Origin of the sequence: Kosakonia sp. S42 (assembly GCF_016624785.1) — a bacterium.
Classification (GTDB): domain Bacteria; phylum Pseudomonadota; class Gammaproteobacteria; order Enterobacterales; family Enterobacteriaceae; genus Kosakonia; species Kosakonia cowanii.
This window is the reverse complement of sequence record NZ_JACVTW010000001.1, coordinates 145,935-167,308: the sequence shown is the minus strand read 5'-3', so window position 1 is coordinate 167,308 and position 21,374 is coordinate 145,935. Positions and strand designations below refer to the sequence as shown.

Below are 21,374 nucleotides of genomic sequence, written 5' to 3'. Positions count from 1 at the left end.
ACTGCCAGATGGCGGCTTTCGCTTTATCCGGCCTACAATTAAACCCATGCACGCTTTCCATAGGCCCGATAAGCGTAGCGCCATCGGGCATTACTGCCGGATGGCGGCTTTCGCCTTATCCGGCCTACAGTTAAACCCATGCACGCTTATCCGGCCTACAACGCGCGCAGGTCGGATAAGGTGCTCCACACGGTTATGCCAGCGCTTTGCTGACTTTCTCGTAGAGATCGCCGGAGAGATTCGGCAACGCTTTCAGCTGTTCCAGCGCTTTACGCATCAACGCCTGACGACCTTCATCGTAACGCTTGAAGCGGATCAGCGGCTCAATCAGACGCGACGCAACCTGCGGGTTACGGCTGTTAAGCTCCGTCAGCATTTCGGCCAGGAAGCGGTACCCGCTGCCATCTTCAGCATGGAACGCCGCCGGGTTGCTGCTGGCGAACGCGCCAATCAACGAGCGGATACGGTTCGGGTTGCTGAGGGTGAAAGAGCGGTGTTGCAGCAAGCCGCGCACCGTTTCCAGCGCATTCGCCGCCGGGCTGGTAGCCTGCAGAATAAACCACTTATCCATCACCAGACCGTCCTGATGCCACTTGTCATCGTACTCCTGCATCAGCAGATCGCGGCCAGGGAGCTGGGCGGCAACCGCCGCCGCGAGCGCAGCCAGCGCATCGGTCATATTATCCGCCTCGTGATACTGCTGGCTGACCAGTTTATCCGCCAGCTGTGCATCGCCAAAGGCGAGATAACGCAGGCAGGTATTGCGCAGGGAGCGCTTGCCAATATCCTCATGCTCCACGCGATAGCTGTCGAGTTTATGGGCGTTGTAGACCGCGAGGAATTCGTCAGCCAGTTCGGTGGCCAGCGTGCGGGTCAGCGCTTCACGGACGGCAGCGATAGCCACCGGATCGATGATGTCGAACAACTCGGCAATCTCATTGACCGACGGCAGGGTCAGGATCTCAGCGGCAAGCGCCGGATCGATCTGATCATCGAGCAGGATTGCGCGGAACGCATCGGCAACATGCAGCGGCAGCGAGAGCGCCAGCCCCTGCTGATGACGCGCAACGTTCAGCTTGATATGCGTCGCCAGCAGGCTTTGCGCCGCATCCCAGCGCGCGAAGTCGTTCTTCGCATGGCGCATCAGGAACGTCAGTTGCTGATCGCTCCATTTATACTCCAGCTTCACCGGTGCGGAGAAATCACGCAGCAGCGACGGAACCGGCTGGAAGTAGACGTTATCAAACACAAAGGTCTGCTCCGTCTGCGTCACGTTCAGCACGTTGTGCACCGGGTGGCCCTCTTTCTGCAGCGGGATCACCTTCCCTTCGTTATCGTAAAGTTCGATATCAAACGGAATATGCAGCGGCAACTTCTCCTGCTGCTCCGCCGTTGGCGGGGTGCGCTGGCTGATCGTCAGCGTGTACTGTTCAGTGTTCGGGTTGTAATCATCCTGCACCGAGACAATCGGCGTGCCGGCCTGGCTATACCAGCGGCGGAAATGGGAGAGGTCGATATTGGACGCATCTTCCATCGCCTGCACAAAATCATCGCAGGTCGCCGCGCTGCCGTCATGGCGCTCAAAATAGAGCTGCATCCCTTTCTGGAAGTTCTCCTCCCCCAGCAGGGTGTGCAGCATGCGGATCACTTCCGCCCCTTTTTCGTACACCGTCAGGGTGTAGAAGTTATTCATCTCAATAACTTTTTCAGGGCGAATCGGGTGCGCCATCGGGCTGGCGTCTTCGGCGAACTGCATGCCGCGCATGGTGCGCACATTATTGATGCGGTTAACGGCGCGGGAGCCGAGATCGGAGCTGAACTCCTGATCGCGGAACACTGTCAGCCCCTCTTTCAGGCTCAGCTGGAACCAGTCGCGGCAGGTGACGCGGTTACCGGTCCAGTTATGGAAATATTCATGTCCAATCACGCGCTCGATATCGAGATAATCTTTATCGGTCGCGGTATCAGTGCGGGCGAGAACATACTTGGAGTTGAAGATGTTCAACCCTTTGTTCTCCATCGCGCCCATATTGAAGAAGTCGACGGCGACGATCATATAGATGTCGAGATCGTACTCCAGGCCGAAACGCTGCTCGTCCCACTTCATTGAGTTTTTAAGCGACGTCATCGCCCACGGCGCGCGGTCGAGGTTCCCGCGATCGACATAGAGCTCCAGCGCCACTTCACGACCGGAACGGGTAGTAAAGGTATCGCGCAGCACGTCAAAATCACCGGCCACCAGCGCAAAGAGGTAGCAGGGTTTCGGGAAGGGATCCTGCCACTGCACCCAGTGACGGCCATTATCCAGCTCGCCCTGATCGACACGGTTACCGTTGGAGAGCAGGAACGGGTAGCGGGTTTTATCGGCAATCAGTTTGGTAGTAAAGCGCGCCAGCACGTCCGGGCGATCGAGATACCAGGTGATATGACGGAACCCTTCCGCTTCACACTGGGTACAGAGCGCTTCACCGGATTGATAGAGCCCTTCGAGCGCGGTATTCGCCGCCGGGCTGATCTCATTAACGATGCGTAAGGTAAAACGGTCCGGCAGACCGTCGATCACCAGCTGACCGCCCTCTTCTTTATAGTTCGTCCAGGGTTGGTCATTAATATGCAGGGAGATAAGGGTCAGATCGCCGCCATCCAGGCGCAGCGGCGCAGCAGAGGCGCTTTGGCGTGACACGTTGCTCAGCGCAGTGACGACGGTTTTCGCGGCGTCAAGGTCGAAGGTCAAGTCAATATCACTAATCAGGTAGTCCGGCGCACGGTAGTCGTGGCGGTATTTGGCTTGTGGCTGTTGTGTCATAAAAAACCTTTAGCATCTTCTGTTGGTTACGGTTCCAGTCTATTCCGGTTGCTACAAACGCGCCACGCAGAATGTTTATCTTTTCAGAGGGAAAAGCTCTGTCTGCTACATTTTTATAACAGTGGGCACGAAAAGCCATCGACCCTTTTCCGACGATATGGTGTGATGGGGTTCACTAAATGAGTAAACAAGGTATACTCCAGCGACTTACTTGCTTTGTTTAATCTACTAAACGCTCCTGTAAGAGGATGCTACTGCGCGCCATGACTCAACTCGCTTTTTCTGGTCTGCAAACGCTGCTGGATACCGATGCCTACAAACTGCACATGCAGCAAGCGGTGTTCCATCACTACTATGATGTGCATGTCTCGGCGGAATTTCGCTGTCGCGGCGACGATCTGCTGGGCATTTATGCCGACGCGATCCGCGAGCAGGTTGATGCGATGCGCCATCTGCGCTTGCAGGATGACGAATTCCTCTGGCTCTCCGGCCTGCCCTTCTTCAAACCTGACTACCTCGCCTGGCTGCGTAACTTCCGTTACGATCCGCAGCAGGTCACCATCAGCAACGATAATGGCAAGCTCTCGATTCGCCTCTCCGGCCCATGGCGCGAGGTGATTATGTGGGAAGTGCCGCTGCTGGCGCTGATTAGCGAAGTGGTGCACCGCTGCCGCTCGCCTGAAGCGGGCGTCCAGCAGGCCCTGCTGCATCTGGAGAGTAAACTGGCAGATTTCGCTGCGCGCACCGCGTCGCTGGATATGTCCGGTTTCCGGCTGATGGATTTCGGTACCCGCCGTCGCTTCTCTGCCGACGTCCAGCAAGCAATTGTTGAGCGGCTTAAACAGGAGCCGTGGTTCGTTGGTACCAGCAATTACGATCTCGCCCGTCGCCTGTCGCTGACGCCGATGGGTACGCAGGCTCATGAGTGGTTCCAGGCGCATCAGCAGATTAGCCCAGATCTGGCGACCAGCCAGCGTGCCGCGCTGGCTGCCTGGCTTGCTGAGTACCCGGATAAACTGGGTATCGCCCTGACGGACTGCATCACCATGGATGCCTTCCTGCGCGATTTCGGCCCGGAGTTCGCGACCCGTTATCAGGGGCTGCGCCATGATTCTGGCGATCCCGCTGAGTGGGGCGAGAAAGCGATAGCCCATTATGAAAAGCTCGGTATCGATCCGCTGTCGAAAACGCTGGTCTTCTCCGATAACCTCGATCTCAATAAAGCGCTGGATCTCTACCGCCATTTCGCTTCGCGTATCCAGCTGGGCTTCGGCATCGGTACGCGGCTTACCTGCGATATTCCGGGCGTTAAGCCGCTCAATATCGTGATTAAGCTGGTGGAGTGTAACGGTAAACCGGTGGCGAAATTATCCGATAGCCCCGGCAAAACGATTTGCCATGACAAAGCGTTTGTCCGCGCGCTGCGCGAGGCCTTCGACCTGCCGCAGGTGCGAAAGGCGAGTTAATCATCAGGGAGCCAGCCGGCTCCCTTTTTTCATGACAAATTATTAATGCTGCCTGCGAATTCTGCTTGTCTGATGGCGCTCGCCAGGTAACATAGGTGATCCCGCCCATTTCGGGTGGACAAGTGTTTATTTTTTCCGACTATTAATAGAGAGAATATTATGAGCGTTGTGCCTGTAGCCGACGTATTCCATGGTCGCGTTGCCGTTGACAGTGAAGTGACGGTTCGCGGATGGGTGCGCACCCGCCGAGATTCTAAAGCTGGTATCTCCTTCCTCGCCGTTTATGACGGCTCCTGCTTTAATCCTGTACAGGCCGTTATTAATAATTCTCTGCCCAATTACAATGATGACGTTTTGCATCTGACCACCGGTTGCTCGGTGGTGGTTACCGGCAAAGTGGTGGCCTCGCCGGGCGAAGGTCAGAGCCTGGAGATCCAGGCAACATCCGTGGAAGTGACCGGCTGGGTTGAAGATCCGGACACCTACCCGATGGCGGCAAAGCGTCACAGTATCGAATACCTGCGTGAAGTGGCACACCTGCGCCCGCGCACCAACCTGATCGGTGCCGTCGCGCGCGTTCGTCATACGCTGGCGCAGGCGCTGCACCGCTTCTTTGACGAGCAGGGCTTTTTCTGGGTCTCTTCTCCGCTGATCACCGCCTCCGATACCGAAGGCGCTGGCGAAATGTTCCGCGTCTCGACGCTGGATATGGAAAACCTGCCGCGTAACGCCGAAGGCAAAGTTGATTACGACAAAGATTTCTTTGGCAAAGAGGCGTTCCTGACGGTTTCCGGTCAGCTGAACGCAGAGACCTATGCCTGCGCGCTCTCAAAGGTTTATACCTTTGGCCCGACTTTCCGCGCTGAAAACTCCAACACCAGCCGCCACCTGGCTGAGTTCTGGATGCTGGAGCCGGAGATCGCCTTCGCGAACCTCGACGATAACGCCCGTCTGGCAGAAGCGATGCTGAAATACGCCTTTAAAGCGGTGCTGGAAGAGCGTCTGGACGATCTGCAGTTCTTCGCCGAGCGCGTCGATAAAGATGCTATCGGTCGTCTGGAGCGCTTTATCGCGGCTGACTTCGCGCAGGTCGATTACACCGATGCGGTGGCGATCCTTGAGAAGTGCGGTGAGAAGTTCGAAAACCCGGTCTACTGGGGAGTCGATCTCGCCTCCGAACACGAGCGCTATCTGGCTGAGAAGCACTTCAAAGCGCCGGTTGTCGTTAAAAACTACCCGAAAGAGATTAAAGCGTTCTATATGCGCCTTAATGATGACGGTAAAACCGTGGCGGCGATGGACGTGCTGGCACCGGGCATCGGCGAAATCATCGGCGGCTCGCAGCGTGAAGAGCGTCTCGACGTGCTGGACGCACGCATGGCTGAAATGGGGCTCAATAAAGAGGACTACTGGTGGTATCGCGATCTGCGCCGCTACGGCACCGTACCGCATGCCGGTTTTGGTCTCGGCTTTGAGCGTTTGATCGCCTATGTTACCGGCGTGCAGAACGTTCGCGATGTGATCCCGTTCCCGCGTACGCCGCGCAACGCAACCTTCTGATTGCGTCCATGTCAAACAAGGCCAGCATAATTGCTGGCCTTTTTATTATCTGCTGTCAACTTTTGTTAACGCGGTCACACTTTATCCCGCCTGATAAATCGCCGTTTATACATTTCTTTGCGTTTTTTTACGCCTGAATTGCTTCGCAACAAAAATCACGGACGTGAATATTTCAAAGTGTTTCATTCGAATGATTAGCACATTTGGTCAAAATTAGCACAGCTATCTGGACGTCTAAACACAAATATAAGAAAAAGCCTTATCTGCCGCTTTTGTGCATAAGGTATGCCTTTATCTCAATTAAACATAAGTAATTCATATAAATAGCAATGGCGAAGCTGTTTTTTTACGCGGCAGCTGCGGAATTTAGAGATGGTTCACAAAGTTCCGTCAAATTCACAAAATATTACACAATATTTCTTCTTGTTACTTCTTTAAGACATTTGTAGCACTTTCAGGCTAGCGAAACGCTTACTTGTTTGGAAAGATGCCTCTCAGACACAGAAAGACACCAAACTCTCATCTGTAGTTCCGTAAATTTTTTTTGACGGATTTACACGGCGGCAGTGGCAGGTGTCCAAAAAAAACCAATGAGGGTAATAAATAATGATGAAGCGCAATATCCTGGCAGTGGTTATCCCTGCCCTGCTCGTAGCGGGCGCAGCTAACGCTGCTGAGATCTATAACAAAGATGGCAACAAAGTTGATCTGTACGGTAAAGCTGTAGGCCGTCATGTTTTCACTACCACTGGTGATAACAGCTCCAACGGCGATGCCAGCTACGCTCAGCTTGGTTTCAAAGGCGAAACGCAAATCAATAGCGATCTCACTGGCTACGGTCAATGGGAATACCGTGTCAGCGCAGCTCGTGCTGAAGGTGAGCAGCAGAATGGCAACACTCGTCTGGCATTTGCTGGCCTGAAAGTTGCTAATGCAGGCTCCCTGGATTATGGCCGTAACTACGGCGTTGTGTATGACGTTGAGTCTTACACCGATATGGCCCCATACTTCTCGGGCGAAACCTGGGGTGGCGCATACACCGATAACTTCCTGACCAGCCGTGCTGGTAGCGTCCTGACTTATCGTAATTCCGATTTCTTTGGTCTGGTTGATGGCCTCGCTCTGGCTGTTCAGTATCAGGCTAAAAACGAAGATAACCACAGCCTCATCGCACAGAACGGCGACGGCGTAGGTTACTCTTTAGCCTATGACTTTGCAGAAGGTTTCGGCGTTTCTGCTTCTTATGCAAATTCAGACCGCACTACCGCTCAGGAAGCTGATGGTAACGGTAAAAATGCAGAAGTTTGGGCTGTTGGCGCGAAATACGACGCTAACAATATCTACCTGGCAACTGTTTATTCGGAAACCCGTAACCTGAGCATCGTACAGAGCAGCCTCGTCGGGACTGAGTTCGCTAACAAAACCACCAACTTCGAAGCTATCGCTCAATACCAGTTCGATTTCGGTCTGCGTCCGAGCCTGTCCTATGTACAGAGCAAAGGCAAGGGTCTGAACGGCGGGGAAAGCAGTGCGGATCTGGCTAAATACATCGAAGCTGGCGTAACGTACTACTTCAACAAGAACATGAACGTGTTCCTGGATTACCGTTTCAACCTGCTTGATACCAACGAATACTCCAGCAGCTACGTGGGTACCGACGATCAGGCAGCTGTAGGTCTGACCTACCAGTTCTAATCAGTCACCCTCGACTGTTATAGGCATTTAAAACAGGGCTTCGGCCCTGTTTTTTTATGCCTGCGGCAAAAAGCGCGACGACTTTTGAAAAGCGTCGCGCTTTTTATTGCAAACGGTTGGCAATTCCCCTGCCAGCCGTTAACCTGATAACGGAATTCCCTTCTGTCATCAAAATGGAACCTCGTCATGTTTGAGAATATTACCGCTGCCCCTGCCGACCCTATTCTGGGCCTGGCCGATCTGTTTCGCGCCGATGAACGCCCGCACAAAATTAACTTAGGCATCGGTGTCTATAAAGATGAAACCGGTAAGACGCCGGTGCTGACCAGCGTGAAGAAAGCAGAGCTCTATCTGCTGGAAAACGAAGCCACCAAAAACTACCTCGGCATCGACGGCATTCCAGAATTTGGCCGCTGCACCCAGGAGTTACTCTTCGGCAAAGGCAGCGCCATTATCAATGACAAACGCGCACGGACGGCACAAACCCCAGGCGGCACCGGCGGTCTGCGCGTTGCCGCAGATTTCCTTGCCAAAAATACCAGCGTAAAACGCGTCTGGGTCAGCAACCCGAGCTGGCCGAACCATAAAGGCGTGTTTAACTCTGCTGGCCTGGAAGTGTGTGAATACGCTTACTACGATGCACAGAACCATACCCTCGATTTTGAAGGGCTGTTGGCCAGCCTCGAGCAGGCGCAGGCGGGTGACGTGGTGCTGTTCCACGGCTGCTGCCACAACCCGACCGGTATCGATCCGACGCTGGAGCAGTGGGAGACGCTGGCGAAGCGCTCTGTAGAGAAAGGATGGCTGCCGCTGTTCGACTTCGCCTATCAGGGCTTCGCTCGCGGTCTGGAAGAGGATGCTGAGGGGCTGCGTGCCTTCGCTGCGCTGCATAAAGAGCTGCTGGTCGCCAGTTCCTACTCGAAAAACTTCGGCCTCTACAACGAGCGTGTAGGTGCCTGTACGCTGGTCTGCGCCGATGCAGATACTGCCGATCGCGCATTCAGCCAGATGAAATCAGTGATACGCGCGAACTACTCCAACCCGCCGGCCCACGGCGCGTCAGTGGTTGCAACTATCCTCAGCAACACTGCCCTGCGTGCGATCTGGGAGCAGGAGCTGACCGATATGCGCCAGCGCATTCAGCGTATGCGTCTGCTGTTTGTGAATACGCTGCAGGAGAAAGGCGCAAACCGCGACTTTAGCTTTATCACCCGCCAGAATGGCATGTTCTCATTCAGCGGCCTGACTAAAGAGCAGGTGCTGCGCCTGCGTGAAGAGTTCGGCATCTATGCCGTGGCTTCCGGGCGTATCAACGTCGCCGGCATGACGCCGGACAATATGGCACCGCTGTGCGAGGCGATTGTCGCCGTCCTGTAAGCAAGACGCAGGAAGTAAAAAGGGTCGCTTACGCGACCCTTTTTTGTTTACCACACCGGTTGTTCATCCTGCAGGAACGGGTTGTGCAACCGCTCATTCCCCAATGTCGAGAGTGGCCCGTGACCCGGAATAAAGGTCACGTCATCACCAAGCGGCAACAGCTTATGCTTGATGGAGTGAATCAGTTGCGCGTGATCCCCTTTCGGGAAATCGCTGCGTCCTACGCCGCCTTTAAAGACCACGTCGCCCGAGATCAGCAAACGTGACTGCGCGTCAAAAAAGACGATATGCCCCGGTGTATGTCCCGGACAGTGCAGCACCTGCAGGCTGATATTGCCTACGGCTACGCTGTCGCCTTCATTTAACCAACGATCGGGCGTCAGCGGCTGGCAATCTTCGAGGCCAAACATGCGGCTCTGCGCCGGTAATCCCTGTAGCCAGAACTCATCTTCTTTTTCCGGGCCAATAATCGGCACACCATAATGCTGCGCCAGTTCCGCCGCTGCGCCAACATGATCGAGATGACCATGCGTCAGCAGGATTTGCGTCACCGTCACACCACACGCATCCACTTCCTGAATAATGCGCTCTGCGTCGCCACCGGGATCAACCACGGCAGCGACTTGCGTCTGTTCACACCAGATTAGCGAACAATTCTGGGAGAACGCGGTAACCGGAATAATACGATAGTTCATACTGCTCCTGTAGCTCAGACTGAGTTTTACCAGTGCCTTACCGGCCCGGTGTCAATATGCACAAAATTGCTTTTGGGGTAGTATCCTACACCACCCGCGCGCAGAGATAACGCAGCTTTGCGAATATTACTCAGGGAAATCCCTTCAATATGGAAATCCATTGCCTGGCCTTTGGTGTGATAGCTTTTTTTCGCCACACCGCGGCTATGAGCACGCAGCTCATTATTGGTATCAACAGAGCGATAACCGGAGATGAGTTGGACAGGTTTATTCGTGCCTAACAGGCCTTGCAGGCGGAACAGGTGATCAAATAGCTGAGGATCCATGTGCGTAATTTTATTTGCGCGGTAATCACGGAAGAAATGGTTGAGTTTTGCTAATTCATCCTGAATATAGCCTCTACCATCAAAGAACTCAGCTTTAATAGACTCCCCGGTATTAAGATTATTCAATCTCAAAATACGCGGGCGCGGCGTGGAGAGCGTCGCAAAAGCGGGGGTGGGCAGAAGAGCAACACCGAGTGTAGCTCCACCCAACGCCAGCAATTTGCGGCGATTAGCGTCAAATTTATCCATGATAATCAGATCTACAGAAAAAGTGCATTGAACGATTTTTATGCACTGCTTTAGCGCACGAGAGGCACCTTACCGGGCATCAAACGCCGCGTCAAGGCGGCCTCTCCCCAGCAATCCCGGGCTCTGTAGCCTGAACTACCCGGGAATTGCCTGTCACTATGACAACGGAAAATCGCAAACTGCTTCATTTACCTGATTAATTTTTCAGCTTTCGCCAGAACAAGCGCACCGGTGCGCGCCGTCAGATCATAATTGTAAATATCTGTGCGGTATTGCGTGCGTCCATCCGCGCCAACAAACGCGGTCAGATAGTAAAGATTGACCGGAATATCGTGGCGAATATTCACGTAACGCGTATCGCCCTGCTTTAACGCATCCGAAATACGCGTATCGCTCCAGCCCGCATCCTGCAACAGCATATTGGCAAGCTCAGAGGATTTATTCACCCTCACGCAGCCAGAGCTAAGCGCTCGGCCCTGTTTCTGGAACAGAGCGTGGTTCGGCGTGTCATGCAGGTAAATCGCGTCAGAACTCGGCATATTGAACTTATAACGCCCAAGCGAGTTAGTTACGCCAGGCGCCTGCTGGAAACGGAAAGGCAAGTTGGATGGCGTAATCGTCGCCCAGTCGACCATAGTCGGATCGATCGGCTCTTTGCTGTTCCAGCCGCGCAGCACGGTGTAACCGTGGCGCTCAAGGTAGGTGGGATCGTTCCACAGCTTCGGCAGGATATCTTTGCGCGCCAGCGTCGGCGGCACGTTCCACGGTGGGTTAACCACAACGTTGTTAAGCGCGCTGCTCATCATCGGCGTTTTGCGGTCCGGGCGACCGACGATCACTCTCGACGACAGCACTTCATTGCCGTTGAGGTAGTAGACCAGCGAATACTCCGGAATGTTGACCATAATACCGGTCGAGAGCGTAGAGGGCAGCAGGCGCAGACGCTGAATATTAAGCGCCAGCAGACCGGCGCGCTGCGCAGGCGTGACGTTCAGCCAGTCGCGCGTGCTTTTACCGATCACGCCATCAGCATGCAAACCCTGCCAGGCCTGAAAGCGTTTTACCGCTTCAACCAGCGTGCGGTCATAGGCCTCGCGCGCGGCGGGCTTTTTCTTAGGTGCAGGCTCTGCCGAGGTGCTGACCGCGGTATTGCCATCCGGCAGCGCAATCTCCGCGCCGCTCTCCAGCATGCCGTTGCGCTGCAGGATCTCACGCAGCGCCGGAACGTCATTGCTCCACTGCCCCGGGCGCAATGACGCTGTACCGGTCATCTCCGGCCACGGGCGCGAATCCGCCACCAGCGTCAACAAGGATTGATGCATCGCCGCATATTGCGGGTGATGTGGTGCCAGAGTGGCAATAAATGCCGGCAGAGAGCCGTTATCAAGCGCAGATTGCCACTGGTTGATCACCGAAATAGCGGGCGTCGCGAGCGTATAAGGTTTATCGCTATAGAGCCAGCGCTGGCCCTTCGCCTGGATACCGGCCACAAACTGCAGGTAGCCCATCATTGCATCGGAGAGTACAACATCCCGCGCCATGCCGGTCACATCCGGGTTGGTCAGCAGTTCGACCCAGGTGGTAAATTGCGGCTGAAAGCCGCCAATCGCCACTTCTGCCAGCTGCTGCTGGAAAGCCTGAACCGCTTCGCGGTTCTCCCACATCGGCTTCTGGCCGCGTGCAGCATAGAGCGCCGCGAGCTGATCCATATAGACCGGCGTCCAGTTTGCCGGCAGCTGAGATTGCAGCTGTGACCGCACATCGGCAACCGAGACACCGTTCGGATAGGGTTTCACACCAATCATCATCGCCGTGGCCGGAGATTGCTCCAGCGGCTGCGGTAATAGGGTGGGTTGATCGCCCGGCGTCGCCGAGGTATCAACCGGTACAACTTCAGGCTCATCGGCCTGCGCATTAAACAGCGGAGCGAATGCGAATGCCAGGCACAAACTCAACGCCGACATTCGACGACCATACGACTTCAAAAGCAACATCCCTGCCCCCTGTTCTCACCTTGCATGTGACTAAATGTCACCTTTTTCTCAGTATATAAAGACAAAAAAACATTTGTCTGCCCTACTGTAAAGAAGTTTAAAGATTAAACGCCGACTGGCAATCTTTTTCAGAAAACAAAAAGAGCGGCACTGAGGCCGCTCTTTATATATTGTGCTGCGATTAGGAAACGTCCGCCGTCCCAGGGAGCGTTTCCGGCAGCTGCGGGGCAAAGCCACGCAGGCCGACAACATGCACATGTTCCTGATTCTGCACCACTTTACGCACCAGTTTGTAGGTGGTGCCTTTCTCCGGGCTGATATTCTCCGGCGCGGCGATAATCAGCTGCATCTCCAGACGCTCACACAACTCGAAGAGTGTGGCGATAGAGCGGGCATCAAGACGCGCCGCTTCATCAAGGAACAGCAGGCGACACGGCGAGATATCCTTGCCGCGCAGGCGGCGGGCTTCATCTTCCCAGCTCTGCACCACCATCACCAGAATGGACATCCCGGTACCGATCGCTTCCCCGGTCGACAGCGCGCCCGACTCGGCGCGCAGCCAGCCGTCGGAACCACGGTTAACTTCCACTTCCATCTCCAGATAGTTGCGGTAGTCGAGTAGCTCTTCGCCAATGGTCTGCGGCGTGCGCTGCCCCATATCGATTTGCGGATTGAGACGCTGATAGAGCTTCGCCAGCGCTTCCGAGAAGGTCAGACGGCTGCTGTTAAACAGATCCTGATGCTGCTCGTGCTGCTCTGAAAGCACGTTCAGCAGCGTGGCGTGGGTCTCCCGCACGTTCACGTTTAAGCGCACGCTGTTGACCTGACCGAACGAGACGCTTTGCAAGCCCTGGTTGAGCATGCGGATACGGTTCTGCTCACGCTGAATGGTTTTGCGAATAATATTCGCCACGCTGCGGGAGCTGATCGCCAGCTTCTGCTCGCGGGAGGTGAGCTCCTCCGTCAGGCGGCTCAGCTCAATCTCCATCTGCTCAATCGCTTCGACCGGATCGTCGGTGCGAATAATATCCTGACGGATACGTTCGCGCAGATGCTGGTAGACCGCGACAAAGAACTGGATTTTACGCTCCGGGCGTTTCGGATCTTCTGACATGCGCAGCACATCGCGCAGGTGTTCATTATCCGACACCGCCAGGCGCAGCGCACCAAGGGCCTTATCCGACATGGATCGCAGTTCGTCCGCAGAGAGGTAGGCCAGCTCGCGACGGTGGAGACGACGCTCAACGCCGTTATCTTTCACCATACGCATCACCGCGCACCAGCCCGCTTTCGCGCTCACCACCTGCTCACGCATCTCGTGATAATCTCGTTCCAGACGGCGTAACTTGCGTGTCAGGTTATCCATCTCGGCTTCACAGAAGGTGAGCGCTTTTTCCAGCTGATTACGGCGCGAGCGGTTGCCGGAGAGCTGGGCATGCAGTTCGTCACGACGCTGACGCGCGCGCTCCTCTGCCCCGCTGTCGGCGCGCACGCCGATATCCTGCAGCTCTTTTTGCAGGTCGTTAAGCAGCTCTTTTTTGGTATCAAACGAACTCTTCAGCGAGGCGAGCACCTGGTTGTACTGGCCGTACTGCGCGGCATGGCTGCGCATTGCTTCGCGCGCGCGGGTACGCTCCGCTTCAGCCTGCTCCAGACGCTGGCGTAGCTTCTCGTTGAGATCGTTATTGCCGTTAAACATCTCGGCGGAGTCGGAGTAGCTGAAGTGCGCCCGGCGCTGAACCACTTCCGCCAGCGCGAAGGCCTGCTGGCGCGCATCACGCTGCACCTGCTGCGACGCGGCGTAGTCAGCTTTAAGTTGTTCAAACTGCTCGGGGTCGCTCTGCAACACGGAGACCATTGGCTCGAGCTTCGCCAGCTGATTGCCGAACTGCTGAATAAAGCGCGCGGCTTCCTGCGCTTCATCCAGCCGCTCCTGGATCTCATCGACGCGATCGGCGAGGGTCTCATCCGCCAGCAGGCTCAGGCGCGGCAGCAGGCGGTTAAGCTGGGCTACGCCCTCTTTCGCCTGCTCGAACTGAACGCGATTCTGCTGGTTATCATTTTCATGATTGCTGATCGCACGCTCAAGCTCGCCGCGGCGGCTGTTGAGGGCGCGGATCTCCGCTTCCGGATCGTCGTCAAACGCCACGCCAATGTGGCTACCGATAAAGCGGCTGAAGGCCTGATGCAGACGCTGGGTTTTCTGCACGTCAAACGACAGAGTGGCGAAACGTTCCGCCAGCGTTTCCCGCTCGGCGTGCAGGCTTTCAATCCGGCTTTCACGCGCGGCACGGCCAAAGATCGGCAGCGTCGGGAAGCGGGAGTAGCGCCACTGGCGGTCGGCGATTTTTACCACTACCGCTTTTTCCAGCTCATCCACGCTAAACACGCTGTCATCAAAGGATTGCGGATCCCCTTCGATCAGGTAGAGATCTTCCGGGCAATCCTCCAGCCCTTCGAGCATTCCGGCGACCAGCGAGAGATCCGGCACCACGATAGCGTGGCGTGACGGGCCATACAGCGCCGAGTAGTAAGGGGCATCTTCGAGGCTGACGTCATCATAGATTTCCGAGAGCAGGACGCCGCCAAAGCGTTCGGCCAGCGCATTGAGGCGCTGATCTTCCGCACCGCCCGGCTGGCTTAAACGCTCAATCTCATCATCGACCGCACGTTTACGCGCGCCGATCTCATCGCGCTCAACGATAGCTTCGCGCTCGCGCTCCAGCAGCTGTTGCAGATACTCGGTAACGTCCTGGCCCGACTCAAACTGCTCGCCGCTCTGTTCACACAGCTGCGACAGGCTGTTCTGCGCCGCCAGCCAGACCGGCGCGCGTTTGGTGAGGGTCTGAATGCGCGACTGTAACTGCTCCAGCTCCTGACGCAGCGCCATACGCTGCTCACCGGCGGCAGAAACGTTATCTGAGAGCGCGGCAATCTGCGCTTCCAGCTGCTGATGCAGCGCTTCCAGCTCATCGGCATCAATCTGTTTGCCCTGGCGTTTGCAGAACTCCGCCAACAGGCGCTCGGCGTCCTGCTGCTCGCGCAGGCGCTGCTCCAGCTCCGTCAGGCGCATGCGCAGCGGCTGAACCTGCTCCGCCAGATGGCGCTGGTTAACTGCATCGCGCAGTAATTCACGCGCCACGCTCCAGGCTTCATTACGCGCCAGCGGGCCATTAATGGCGGCCACCAGCTGATAGGCCTGCTCAAACTGGCTGTGCGCCGTTTGCGCGACGCTGATTTTTTGGTCCAGTGACAGCAGTTTCTCGGTTGCTTCCTGCTCTTTCGCCTGGAAGGTCTCGAGCCACTCATTGGCGCTCTCAATGGTCAGATCCGGCAGATGGCAGAGCGTTTTTGCCCGCTCCAGCGCCTGCAGAGCCTGGTTGTACTGGATCGCGCGGGTTTGCTGAACGTCCAGCGCCTGCTGGTAGTCCGCAAGCTGGTTTTTCAGCTCATCCACTTCCAGCTCGGCCGCTTCGGCACGGGCTTCGTTATCTTCCTGGCGCTCGGCGGCTTCCGCCACCACTTCCTGCTGCTCTTCGAGGCGGATCTGCAACTCTTCCAGATCGGCTTCGTAGCGCTCAATTTTTTCCTGCTGACGCAGCGCGGTCTGCACGAGGTTCAGGTGATCGCTGGCGGCCTGGTAATCGGCCTCCAGATCCCCTTCCGCACCGCTATGTTCCGCCAGCTCGCGCGCCATATCGACATGCTTATACTGCTCGGCGGCCAGCTGCTTGCGCGAGGTAAAGAGATCGCGGCGATACTCCAGCGCTTTATCCAGATGCACCCGGCGCTCGTTGGCGTGGCGCATATAGTCTGCCGCCACGTAATCGGTGGCTTCGCTGATCAGGTGTTTAAACAGATCGCGATCGGACTGGGTAACGCGGATCGCCTCCAGCGTCATGCGGTTTTCGCGCAGCGCCGCTTCCATATCCTGGAACGCTTTACGCACGCCGCTGTTTTCCGGCAGCAGGTAGTCGCGCAGGGAGCGCGTAATGGCGCTGGAGATCCCGCCGTAGAGCGAGGCTTCAATCAGGCGGTAGAACTTGCTGCGATCGGAGGCGGAGCGCAGGCGACGCGCCACGATCCCCAGATCAAACATCAGCGAGTGGTAATCAGTGATGGAGTTGAACTGCTTAAACTGCACCCCTTCCATCGCGTCGAGCTTATCTTTTACTTCCTGCAGCGTCAGAACACGCGCCTGGCGCTCATTGAGGGTTTCCGTCAGCAGTTGCGTTGGCAGCACCGAAGTTGGCAAGCCCTGAATCGCAAAAGGTTTAATATCCACTTTGCGATCGCGACCGGCGACCTGCTGCAAACGCACGCCAACCAGCACGCGCTGGTTGCGGGAGTTGATCACATCCAGCACCGAATAACAGACGCCGGCTTTCAGTTTGCCGTGCAGACCCTTATCGCGTGAGCCGGACGTCGCGCCCGCTTCGGTGGTGTTACGGAAGTGCAGCAGCGTCAGATCCGGGATCAGCGCCGTGACAAACGCCGCCATGGTGGTCGATTTCCCGGCACCGTTACCGCCTGAAAGGGTGGTGACCAGCTCGTCGAGATCAAAGGTGCGGGCAAAAAAGCCGTTCCAGTTAATCAGCGTAAGCGAACGAAATTTACCGCGATCAATCATTACTCATCCTCCGAGCTGTCCGGCTGGTTCTCTTCAGGCTCATCATTGAGCTGCAGGTGATTTTCCACAGGCATCGCTTCACCGTCGCGGATCATGCGCAGCTGAGCTTCACGCGCATCGTCACCCGAACGCACATCGGCCCCGAAGCGGAACACCGATTCGGTGATGCGGAACTTGCTGCTGTCATTGCCCATAAACCAGATCATGCCGAGACGGCGCAGACGGTTGAGGGAAGAGCGCACCTTTTCCTGCAGCTTCTGACGGTCGAGATCGGAGCCGGTTGAACGGTTGTTCACCAGCTTCAACAGCTTGTTTTCATCCGCCAGCGACAGCAGTTCGTCATAGAGCTCCTGCTGGGTAAAAATCCCCTCGTTGGCCAGACGCTCCGGGCTGAGATAGAGGTAGCACAGAATTTTGCCAACCATCATATCCAGCTCAGAGAGCACCGAGCGCGGGATCAGGGTGGTGGAGCGCGGGCGCAGATAGAAGAAACCTTCCGGCGCGCGAATCAGCTCCACGTTATAACGGGCGTAGAACTCCTCGAGATACTCCTGGAAATCCATCAAGAAGGCGTGATTATCCAGCTCGTCGAGGCCAATATGCCGCCCTGAGCGCAGTGCGCTATCCAGCGCCGGAAACAGCGGGTTTGCCAACGCTTGTGCCAGTTTAACCGGCATCACTTGTTCAATATTTGTCGATGACATGCGCCTGTACCTTGGCTCCGTAATCATTAATCGGCTGCCATTTCGGCGGCAGGCCGGTGAAATCTGCTTGCGCTACGCCGAGGCGTACCGCCTGATCAACTACGATGCGCGCGATGTCAAAATGACGCGCACGCGGGTATTGCGCCAGATACTCGCGGGCCACAAGGCCGAGATCGAGCGGCACACCTTTGGTTTTATAGATAGCCAGCTGCTGTTCGATCAGCGCCGCGAGCTGTTCGCGAATTTCGTTAAACTCCTCGAACTCCATCTCCGTCGGCAGCTCACCGGTCACCTCTTCGTCGCGCAGCGCCATCTCTTCATCGCGCATATCCAGCAAGCGGTCGGCGCTGGCGTGGGTTAACGCCCACGGCGCGTCGAAATAGCTCTGCACCGACTGGCGCAAACGCTGGGCGAAGACGCGGTTTTTATCCATATCGATGGCGGTACGGATAAATTTATGCACGTGGCGGTCGTAACCGATCCACAGGTCGATGGACTGCTGCCCCCAGCTGACAATACGGTCGAGCTTGCTTTGCAGGTTAAAGACCAGTTGATCGAGGAACTCGAGATCGTCGCGCCCCATCGTCGCTTCCTGGATACTCAACAAGTTGGTTTGCAACTTATCGCCTGCCGCTTCGAGCGTATCCTGCAGTTCACGCAGCGTACCGGAGGTTTCAGAGAGCAGTAGCTCACAGCTGGAGATGGCGGCGCGCCAGTCCTTATTCAGCAACTGGGCGATATCATCTTTTACCTGCTGCTGCTGCTCATCCATGATGCGCTGGGTGAGATCGATACTGTCGAAAATCTCTGCAACAGAGTATTTCAGCGGCGCAAACACGTTCCGGTGCCAGTGAAACTCATCTCCGCCCTCTTCTGCTGCATCGGCAGCGCGCTTCAACTCGGCCGCCACAATAGAGAGCTGCATCGAGAGGCGCAGCGTGGAGAATTCGCGCTGGCGAATATAGTAATCGGTAATACCGATGCCCAGCGGCGTCAGGCGGTAGATGGCGTTGCCCTCTGCCTGCTCGCTGGTAAAGCGGTTCAACAAACGCTGACGCACCATATCGTTAATCGCGTTGTTCGCACGCTGGTTAACGGTTTCGCTGGTTTGCTCAAACGCTTCACTCACATGACGAAAGGCGTCAACCAGCTCGCCTTCACTCATTTCGCCATCAAGACGCTCGCCGTTAAGGGTGGCGACAGCCAGCAAAAAGGAGAGCCTGTCGACCGGCAGCGAGATGGAGAAATCATTTTTCCTGGCCCAGGCAACCAGTTCGGGGACTGTCTGGGAAAATTCACTCATCGTTTGTCCTTCCATCGATTTGCGGCTTACGGGCTGTCACGTGGATATAACGGCCGAGGCTAATATAGGGTTCCTGCCGGCAGTAGCGAGTTTCCAGCTCCAGCAGCATCTCGAAACTGCGCTGCTGCTGAGTTTTGTCGCGCAGATAGTCATGGAAAACACGCACGCCGGTTTTGCCGGTGATATGCCAGCCAATCTGCTCAAGCCAGCGGTAAACCTCGGCGGGCGCACGCGGGTAATCCGGGGAGAGCGTACGCTTCTTCCGCTTCGGCATCCCCACCTGCACATAGTCAAAGTTTCCTGCCACCATGTTATGCATCAGCAGGCCGTCAGCATTGTAAAACATCAGCGACAGCGCACCGCCCGACCTTAATACCGACCACAATTTTTGCAGCACGGCGACGGGATCGGCGACCCATTCAAGAACCGCATGGAACAATATCAGATCAACCGGCGATGCCAAATGTTGAGCAATATCCTGAACCGGGCAGTGTACAAAATGCATGTTACCGCTGACGCCTTTCTCTTCCGCCGCGGCCTGCGCGCGTTTAAGCATCTCTTGCGACACATCGCAGAGGGTCACATGATGGCCAAGCTGCGCCATGCGGATCGCCGTTTGCCCCTCACCGCCGCCCGCGTCAAGCACGTGCAACGGACCGTCATTCATTTCTGCCAGTAATATATCAAGATCCTGCCACAGGATCGCCTGACGCAGCAGACCTTTTGTCGTGCCGTAAATGTTGCGCGAGAATTTCTCGGCGATATCGTCGAAATTGCGATCCTGCATAGCCGCCCTACGCTCCTGGCAAAAGCGCTATTTTGTCACAGCCGTGCCGATAATGAACCTATCTGGTGTAAGATCCGCGGAAATCGCCTGCTGTATGCTCAAAAAGGAGACGGATACAGTGCTTTTCACACTGAAAAAAATTGTTGGTGGCCTGATGCTGCCGTTACCTCTTTTACTTTTGGTTATCGGGGCAGGAATTGCGCTGGTCTGGTTTAGCCGCTGGCAGAAAACCGGCAAGGTCTTTATCAGCGTCGGCTGGCTTTTACTGCTGCTTTTAAGCATCCAGCCGGTGGCGGATCGCCTGCTGAAACCGATTGAGGAGAGCTACCCGACCTGGCACGGTAGCGAGCGGGTGCAATACATCGTTGTGCTGGGGGGTGGTTATACGTGGAATGACGCCTGGGCGCCAAGTTCGAACCTGATTAGTAACAGCTTGCCGCGGCTTAATGAAGGGATCCGCTTATGGCGGGCTAATCCCGGTGCCAAAATGATCTTTACCGGCGCGGCGGCCAAAACCAACCCGGTAAGCACCGCAGAAGCGGGCGCCAGGGTTGCCGAGAGCCTAGGCGTACCACGCAGCGATATCATCACCCTTGATCAACCTAAGGATACGGAAGAGGAAGCGGCTGCGGTGAAGCAGGCTATCGGCGATGCGCCTTTCCTGCTGGTGACCTCCGCGTCGCATCTGCCGAGAGCAATGATCTTCTTCCAGCACGTCGGGTTAAAACCGCTGCCTGCGCCAGCGAATCAGCTGGCCATCGACTCACCGCTTAACCCGTGGGAACGTGTGATCCCTTCCCCGGTCTGGCTGATGCACAGCGACCGGGTGGGATACGAGACGCTGGGGCGCATCTGGCAGTGGCTAAAAGGCAGTTCAGGCCAGCCAGGGGAGCAGTGATTTCGAGGCCAGATCGACATTGGCACGGTTGAATCGACCGGTATTCACCAGCTGCGCTACTTCGTCCCACAGCAGATAGAGCCAGCGCCGCCAGATAAACGACTCGGCAACCGGCGCGCGCTGTAAATAGTGCCACAGCAACCCTTCCGCCTGCGGGCCATCCACCAGGCGGAAGAGCTCATACTCTCGCGGTGCCCACAGCATAATGCCGGGGCCGACCATCGCCAGCAGCTGATCGCTGCGGGCATCTTTCAGCATGCTGCGCAGGTTAAAACTACCGTGCACCAGCACGCAATTATCGTTAAATCCTTCAAACAGCGCGGGCAAGCATTCGCGGGTGCGAAACAGCAGGCGCTTATCCTGCATCGTCAGGCCGGTGTTTTGATATTGATTGAGGGTGGTCCAGAGCACTTCGACGCGCTGACGATACCAGGAGGGCCAGATATTTTCCTGAGTACTGTCGACGGTACCCACGCAGCCGTGGCTATCCTGCCGATGCCAGGAGAGCAGACCCTCAACAATTTGATCTTTGAGCTGCTCCCAGCGCTCCGGCGTGCGCGCAGGTGCTTCAACCGGCACGCCGCGCAGGCGTTCAATCAGCAACACGTCAGGACCGGGGTGCTCTTCGTGGGTCATCACGCCATACACCACCGGCATGCGCACCGTGCCGCTGCGGGCGAGCATTGAGATTTTCCACGCCAGCTGTTGTGCCAGCCCCGGGGTGGTAAAGCTTCTAGCCATCAGCGGCATCGGGTTTCCCCGGCTGTCGTACAGCGTCCAGAGCGCCGAATCAGGTTTTTCACTGACGCACTCCATGCGGCTTAATTTCTCTCCCAGCAGATGACTGAGTTCGGCGCGAAGTTGTTCCATAGCAATGCCCCTAC

General features: G+C 56.2%; 14 protein-coding genes. 5 read left to right on the top strand and 9 right to left on the bottom strand.

Translation table 11 applies throughout. From position 1 onward, the window contains the following. Nucleotides 1-193: 193 nt before the first annotated feature. On the bottom strand, nucleotides 194-2,806 hold the full coding sequence (pepN, locus tag IAE50_RS00705; protein ID WP_200579313.1) for an aminopeptidase N: 2,613 nt from the start codon (nucleotides 2,804-2,806) through the stop codon (nucleotides 194-196). A gap of 263 nt (nucleotides 2,807-3,069) precedes the next feature. Here pepN and pncB point away from each other — a divergent pair, with 263 nt between their 5' ends. The 4 genes from pncB (at nucleotide 3,070) to IAE50_RS00685 (ending at nucleotide 8,904) form a co-directional block, all read left to right on the top strand. After that, nucleotides 3,070-4,272, top strand: coding sequence for a nicotinate phosphoribosyltransferase (gene pncB, locus IAE50_RS00700; RefSeq protein WP_094420327.1), 1,203 nt, complete (start codon nucleotides 3,070-3,072; stop codon nucleotides 4,270-4,272). A 159-nt stretch (nucleotides 4,273-4,431) separates the two neighbouring features. Continuing rightward, nucleotides 4,432-5,832 (top strand): asparagine--tRNA ligase, encoded by a 1,401-nt coding sequence (gene asnS, locus IAE50_RS00695; RefSeq protein WP_023481622.1) that lies wholly within the window; start codon nucleotides 4,432-4,434, stop codon nucleotides 5,830-5,832. A gap of 606 nt (nucleotides 5,833-6,438) precedes the next feature. Further along, nucleotides 6,439-7,527 carry a porin gene (locus IAE50_RS00690; protein WP_124968848.1) on the top strand — a complete coding sequence of 363 codons (1,089 nt, stop codon included), beginning with the start codon at nucleotides 6,439-6,441 and terminating at the stop codon, nucleotides 7,525-7,527. Nucleotides 7,528-7,713: 186 nt separating this feature from the next. Then, nucleotides 7,714-8,904, top strand: a complete 1,191-nt coding sequence (locus IAE50_RS00685; RefSeq protein WP_054803099.1) for an amino acid aminotransferase — start codon at nucleotides 7,714-7,716, stop codon at nucleotides 8,902-8,904. A gap of 47 nt (nucleotides 8,905-8,951) precedes the next feature. On the opposite strand, the gene IAE50_RS00680 is transcribed toward IAE50_RS00685, so the two are convergent. The 7 genes from IAE50_RS00680 to cmoM all read right to left on the bottom strand — a co-directional run bounded on the left by IAE50_RS00680 (nucleotide 8,952) and on the right by cmoM (nucleotide 19,592). Then, a complete protein-coding gene (locus tag IAE50_RS00680; RefSeq protein WP_023481588.1) occupies nucleotides 8,952-9,599 on the bottom strand; it encodes an MBL fold metallo-hydrolase in 648 nt (215 codons plus the stop codon). Nucleotides 9,600-9,625: 26 nt separating this feature from the next. Next, nucleotides 9,626-10,174 carry a YcbK family protein gene (locus IAE50_RS00675; protein WP_054803098.1) on the bottom strand — a complete coding sequence of 183 codons (549 nt, stop codon included), beginning with the start codon at nucleotides 10,172-10,174 and terminating at the stop codon, nucleotides 9,626-9,628. A gap of 188 nt (nucleotides 10,175-10,362) precedes the next feature. After that, entirely contained in the window at nucleotides 10,363-12,168 is a 1,806-nt protein-coding gene (ldtD, locus tag IAE50_RS00670; protein ID WP_200579312.1) for a L,D-transpeptidase, read from the bottom strand. A gap of 181 nt (nucleotides 12,169-12,349) precedes the next feature. After that, entirely contained in the window at nucleotides 12,350-16,798 is a 4,449-nt protein-coding gene (gene mukB / locus IAE50_RS00665) for a chromosome partition protein MukB (protein ID WP_200579311.1), read from the bottom strand. Then, complete coding sequence (gene mukE / locus IAE50_RS00660) at nucleotides 16,798-17,502, bottom strand: chromosome partition protein MukE (RefSeq protein ID WP_023481680.1); 705 nt, start codon at nucleotides 17,500-17,502, stop codon at nucleotides 16,798-16,800. Before mukE ends, mukB begins: the two co-directional genes overlap by 1 nt. Continuing rightward, a complete protein-coding gene (mukF, locus tag IAE50_RS00655) occupies nucleotides 17,483-18,805 on the bottom strand; it encodes a chromosome partition protein MukF (RefSeq protein ID WP_094420332.1) in 1,323 nt (440 codons plus the stop codon). Before mukF ends, mukE begins: the two co-directional genes overlap by 20 nt. After that, a complete protein-coding gene (cmoM, locus tag IAE50_RS00650) occupies nucleotides 18,798-19,592 on the bottom strand; it encodes a tRNA uridine 5-oxyacetic acid(34) methyltransferase CmoM (protein ID WP_094420333.1) in 795 nt (264 codons plus the stop codon). Before cmoM ends, mukF begins: the two co-directional genes overlap by 8 nt. A gap of 118 nt (nucleotides 19,593-19,710) precedes the next feature. Between cmoM and elyC the strand changes: the two genes are divergently transcribed. Then, the gene (gene elyC / locus IAE50_RS00645; protein ID WP_094422882.1) at nucleotides 19,711-20,490 is read left to right on the top strand and encodes an envelope biogenesis factor ElyC; all 780 of its coding nucleotides are present in this window, start codon (nucleotides 19,711-19,713) and stop codon (nucleotides 20,488-20,490) included. Here elyC and IAE50_RS00640 read toward each other — a convergent pair. Next, nucleotides 20,467-21,360 carry a YcbJ family phosphotransferase gene (locus IAE50_RS00640; RefSeq protein ID WP_023481603.1) on the bottom strand — a complete coding sequence of 298 codons (894 nt, stop codon included), beginning with the start codon at nucleotides 21,358-21,360 and terminating at the stop codon, nucleotides 20,467-20,469. The two genes, elyC and IAE50_RS00640, sit on opposite strands and share 24 nt — an antisense overlap. Between the last annotated feature and the right edge of the window lie 14 nt (nucleotides 21,361-21,374).

Bases quoted from the DNA above. Each gene is read 5' to 3' on its own strand.
- pepN (WP_200579313.1), bottom strand. From the start codon at position 2,806: ATGACACAACAGCCACAAGCCAAATACCGCCACGACTACCGTGCGCCG.
- pncB (WP_094420327.1), top strand. From the start codon at position 3,070: ATGACTCAACTCGCTTTTTCTGGTCTGCAAACGCTGCTGGATACCGAT.
- asnS (WP_023481622.1), top strand. From the start codon at position 4,432: ATGAGCGTTGTGCCTGTAGCCGACGTATTCCATGGTCGCGTTGCCGTT.
- IAE50_RS00690 (WP_124968848.1), top strand. From the start codon at position 6,439: ATGATGAAGCGCAATATCCTGGCAGTGGTTATCCCTGCCCTGCTCGTA.
- IAE50_RS00685 (WP_054803099.1), top strand. From the start codon at position 7,714: ATGTTTGAGAATATTACCGCTGCCCCTGCCGACCCTATTCTGGGCCTG.
- IAE50_RS00680 (WP_023481588.1), bottom strand. From the start codon at position 9,599: ATGAACTATCGTATTATTCCGGTTACCGCGTTCTCCCAGAATTGTTCG.
- IAE50_RS00675 (WP_054803098.1), bottom strand. From the start codon at position 10,174: ATGGATAAATTTGACGCTAATCGCCGCAAATTGCTGGCGTTGGGTGGA.
- ldtD (WP_200579312.1), bottom strand. From the start codon at position 12,168: ATGTTGCTTTTGAAGTCGTATGGTCGTCGAATGTCGGCGTTGAGTTTG.
- mukB (WP_200579311.1), bottom strand. From the start codon at position 16,798: ATGATTGATCGCGGTAAATTTCGTTCGCTTACGCTGATTAACTGGAAC.
- mukE (WP_023481680.1), bottom strand. From the start codon at position 17,502: ATGTCATCGACAAATATTGAACAAGTGATGCCGGTTAAACTGGCACAA.
- mukF (WP_094420332.1), bottom strand. From the start codon at position 18,805: ATGAGTGAATTTTCCCAGACAGTCCCCGAACTGGTTGCCTGGGCCAGG.
- cmoM (WP_094420333.1), bottom strand. From the start codon at position 19,592: ATGCAGGATCGCAATTTCGACGATATCGCCGAGAAATTCTCGCGCAAC.
- IAE50_RS00640 (WP_023481603.1), bottom strand. From the start codon at position 21,360: ATGGAACAACTTCGCGCCGAACTCAGTCATCTGCTGGGAGAGAAATTA.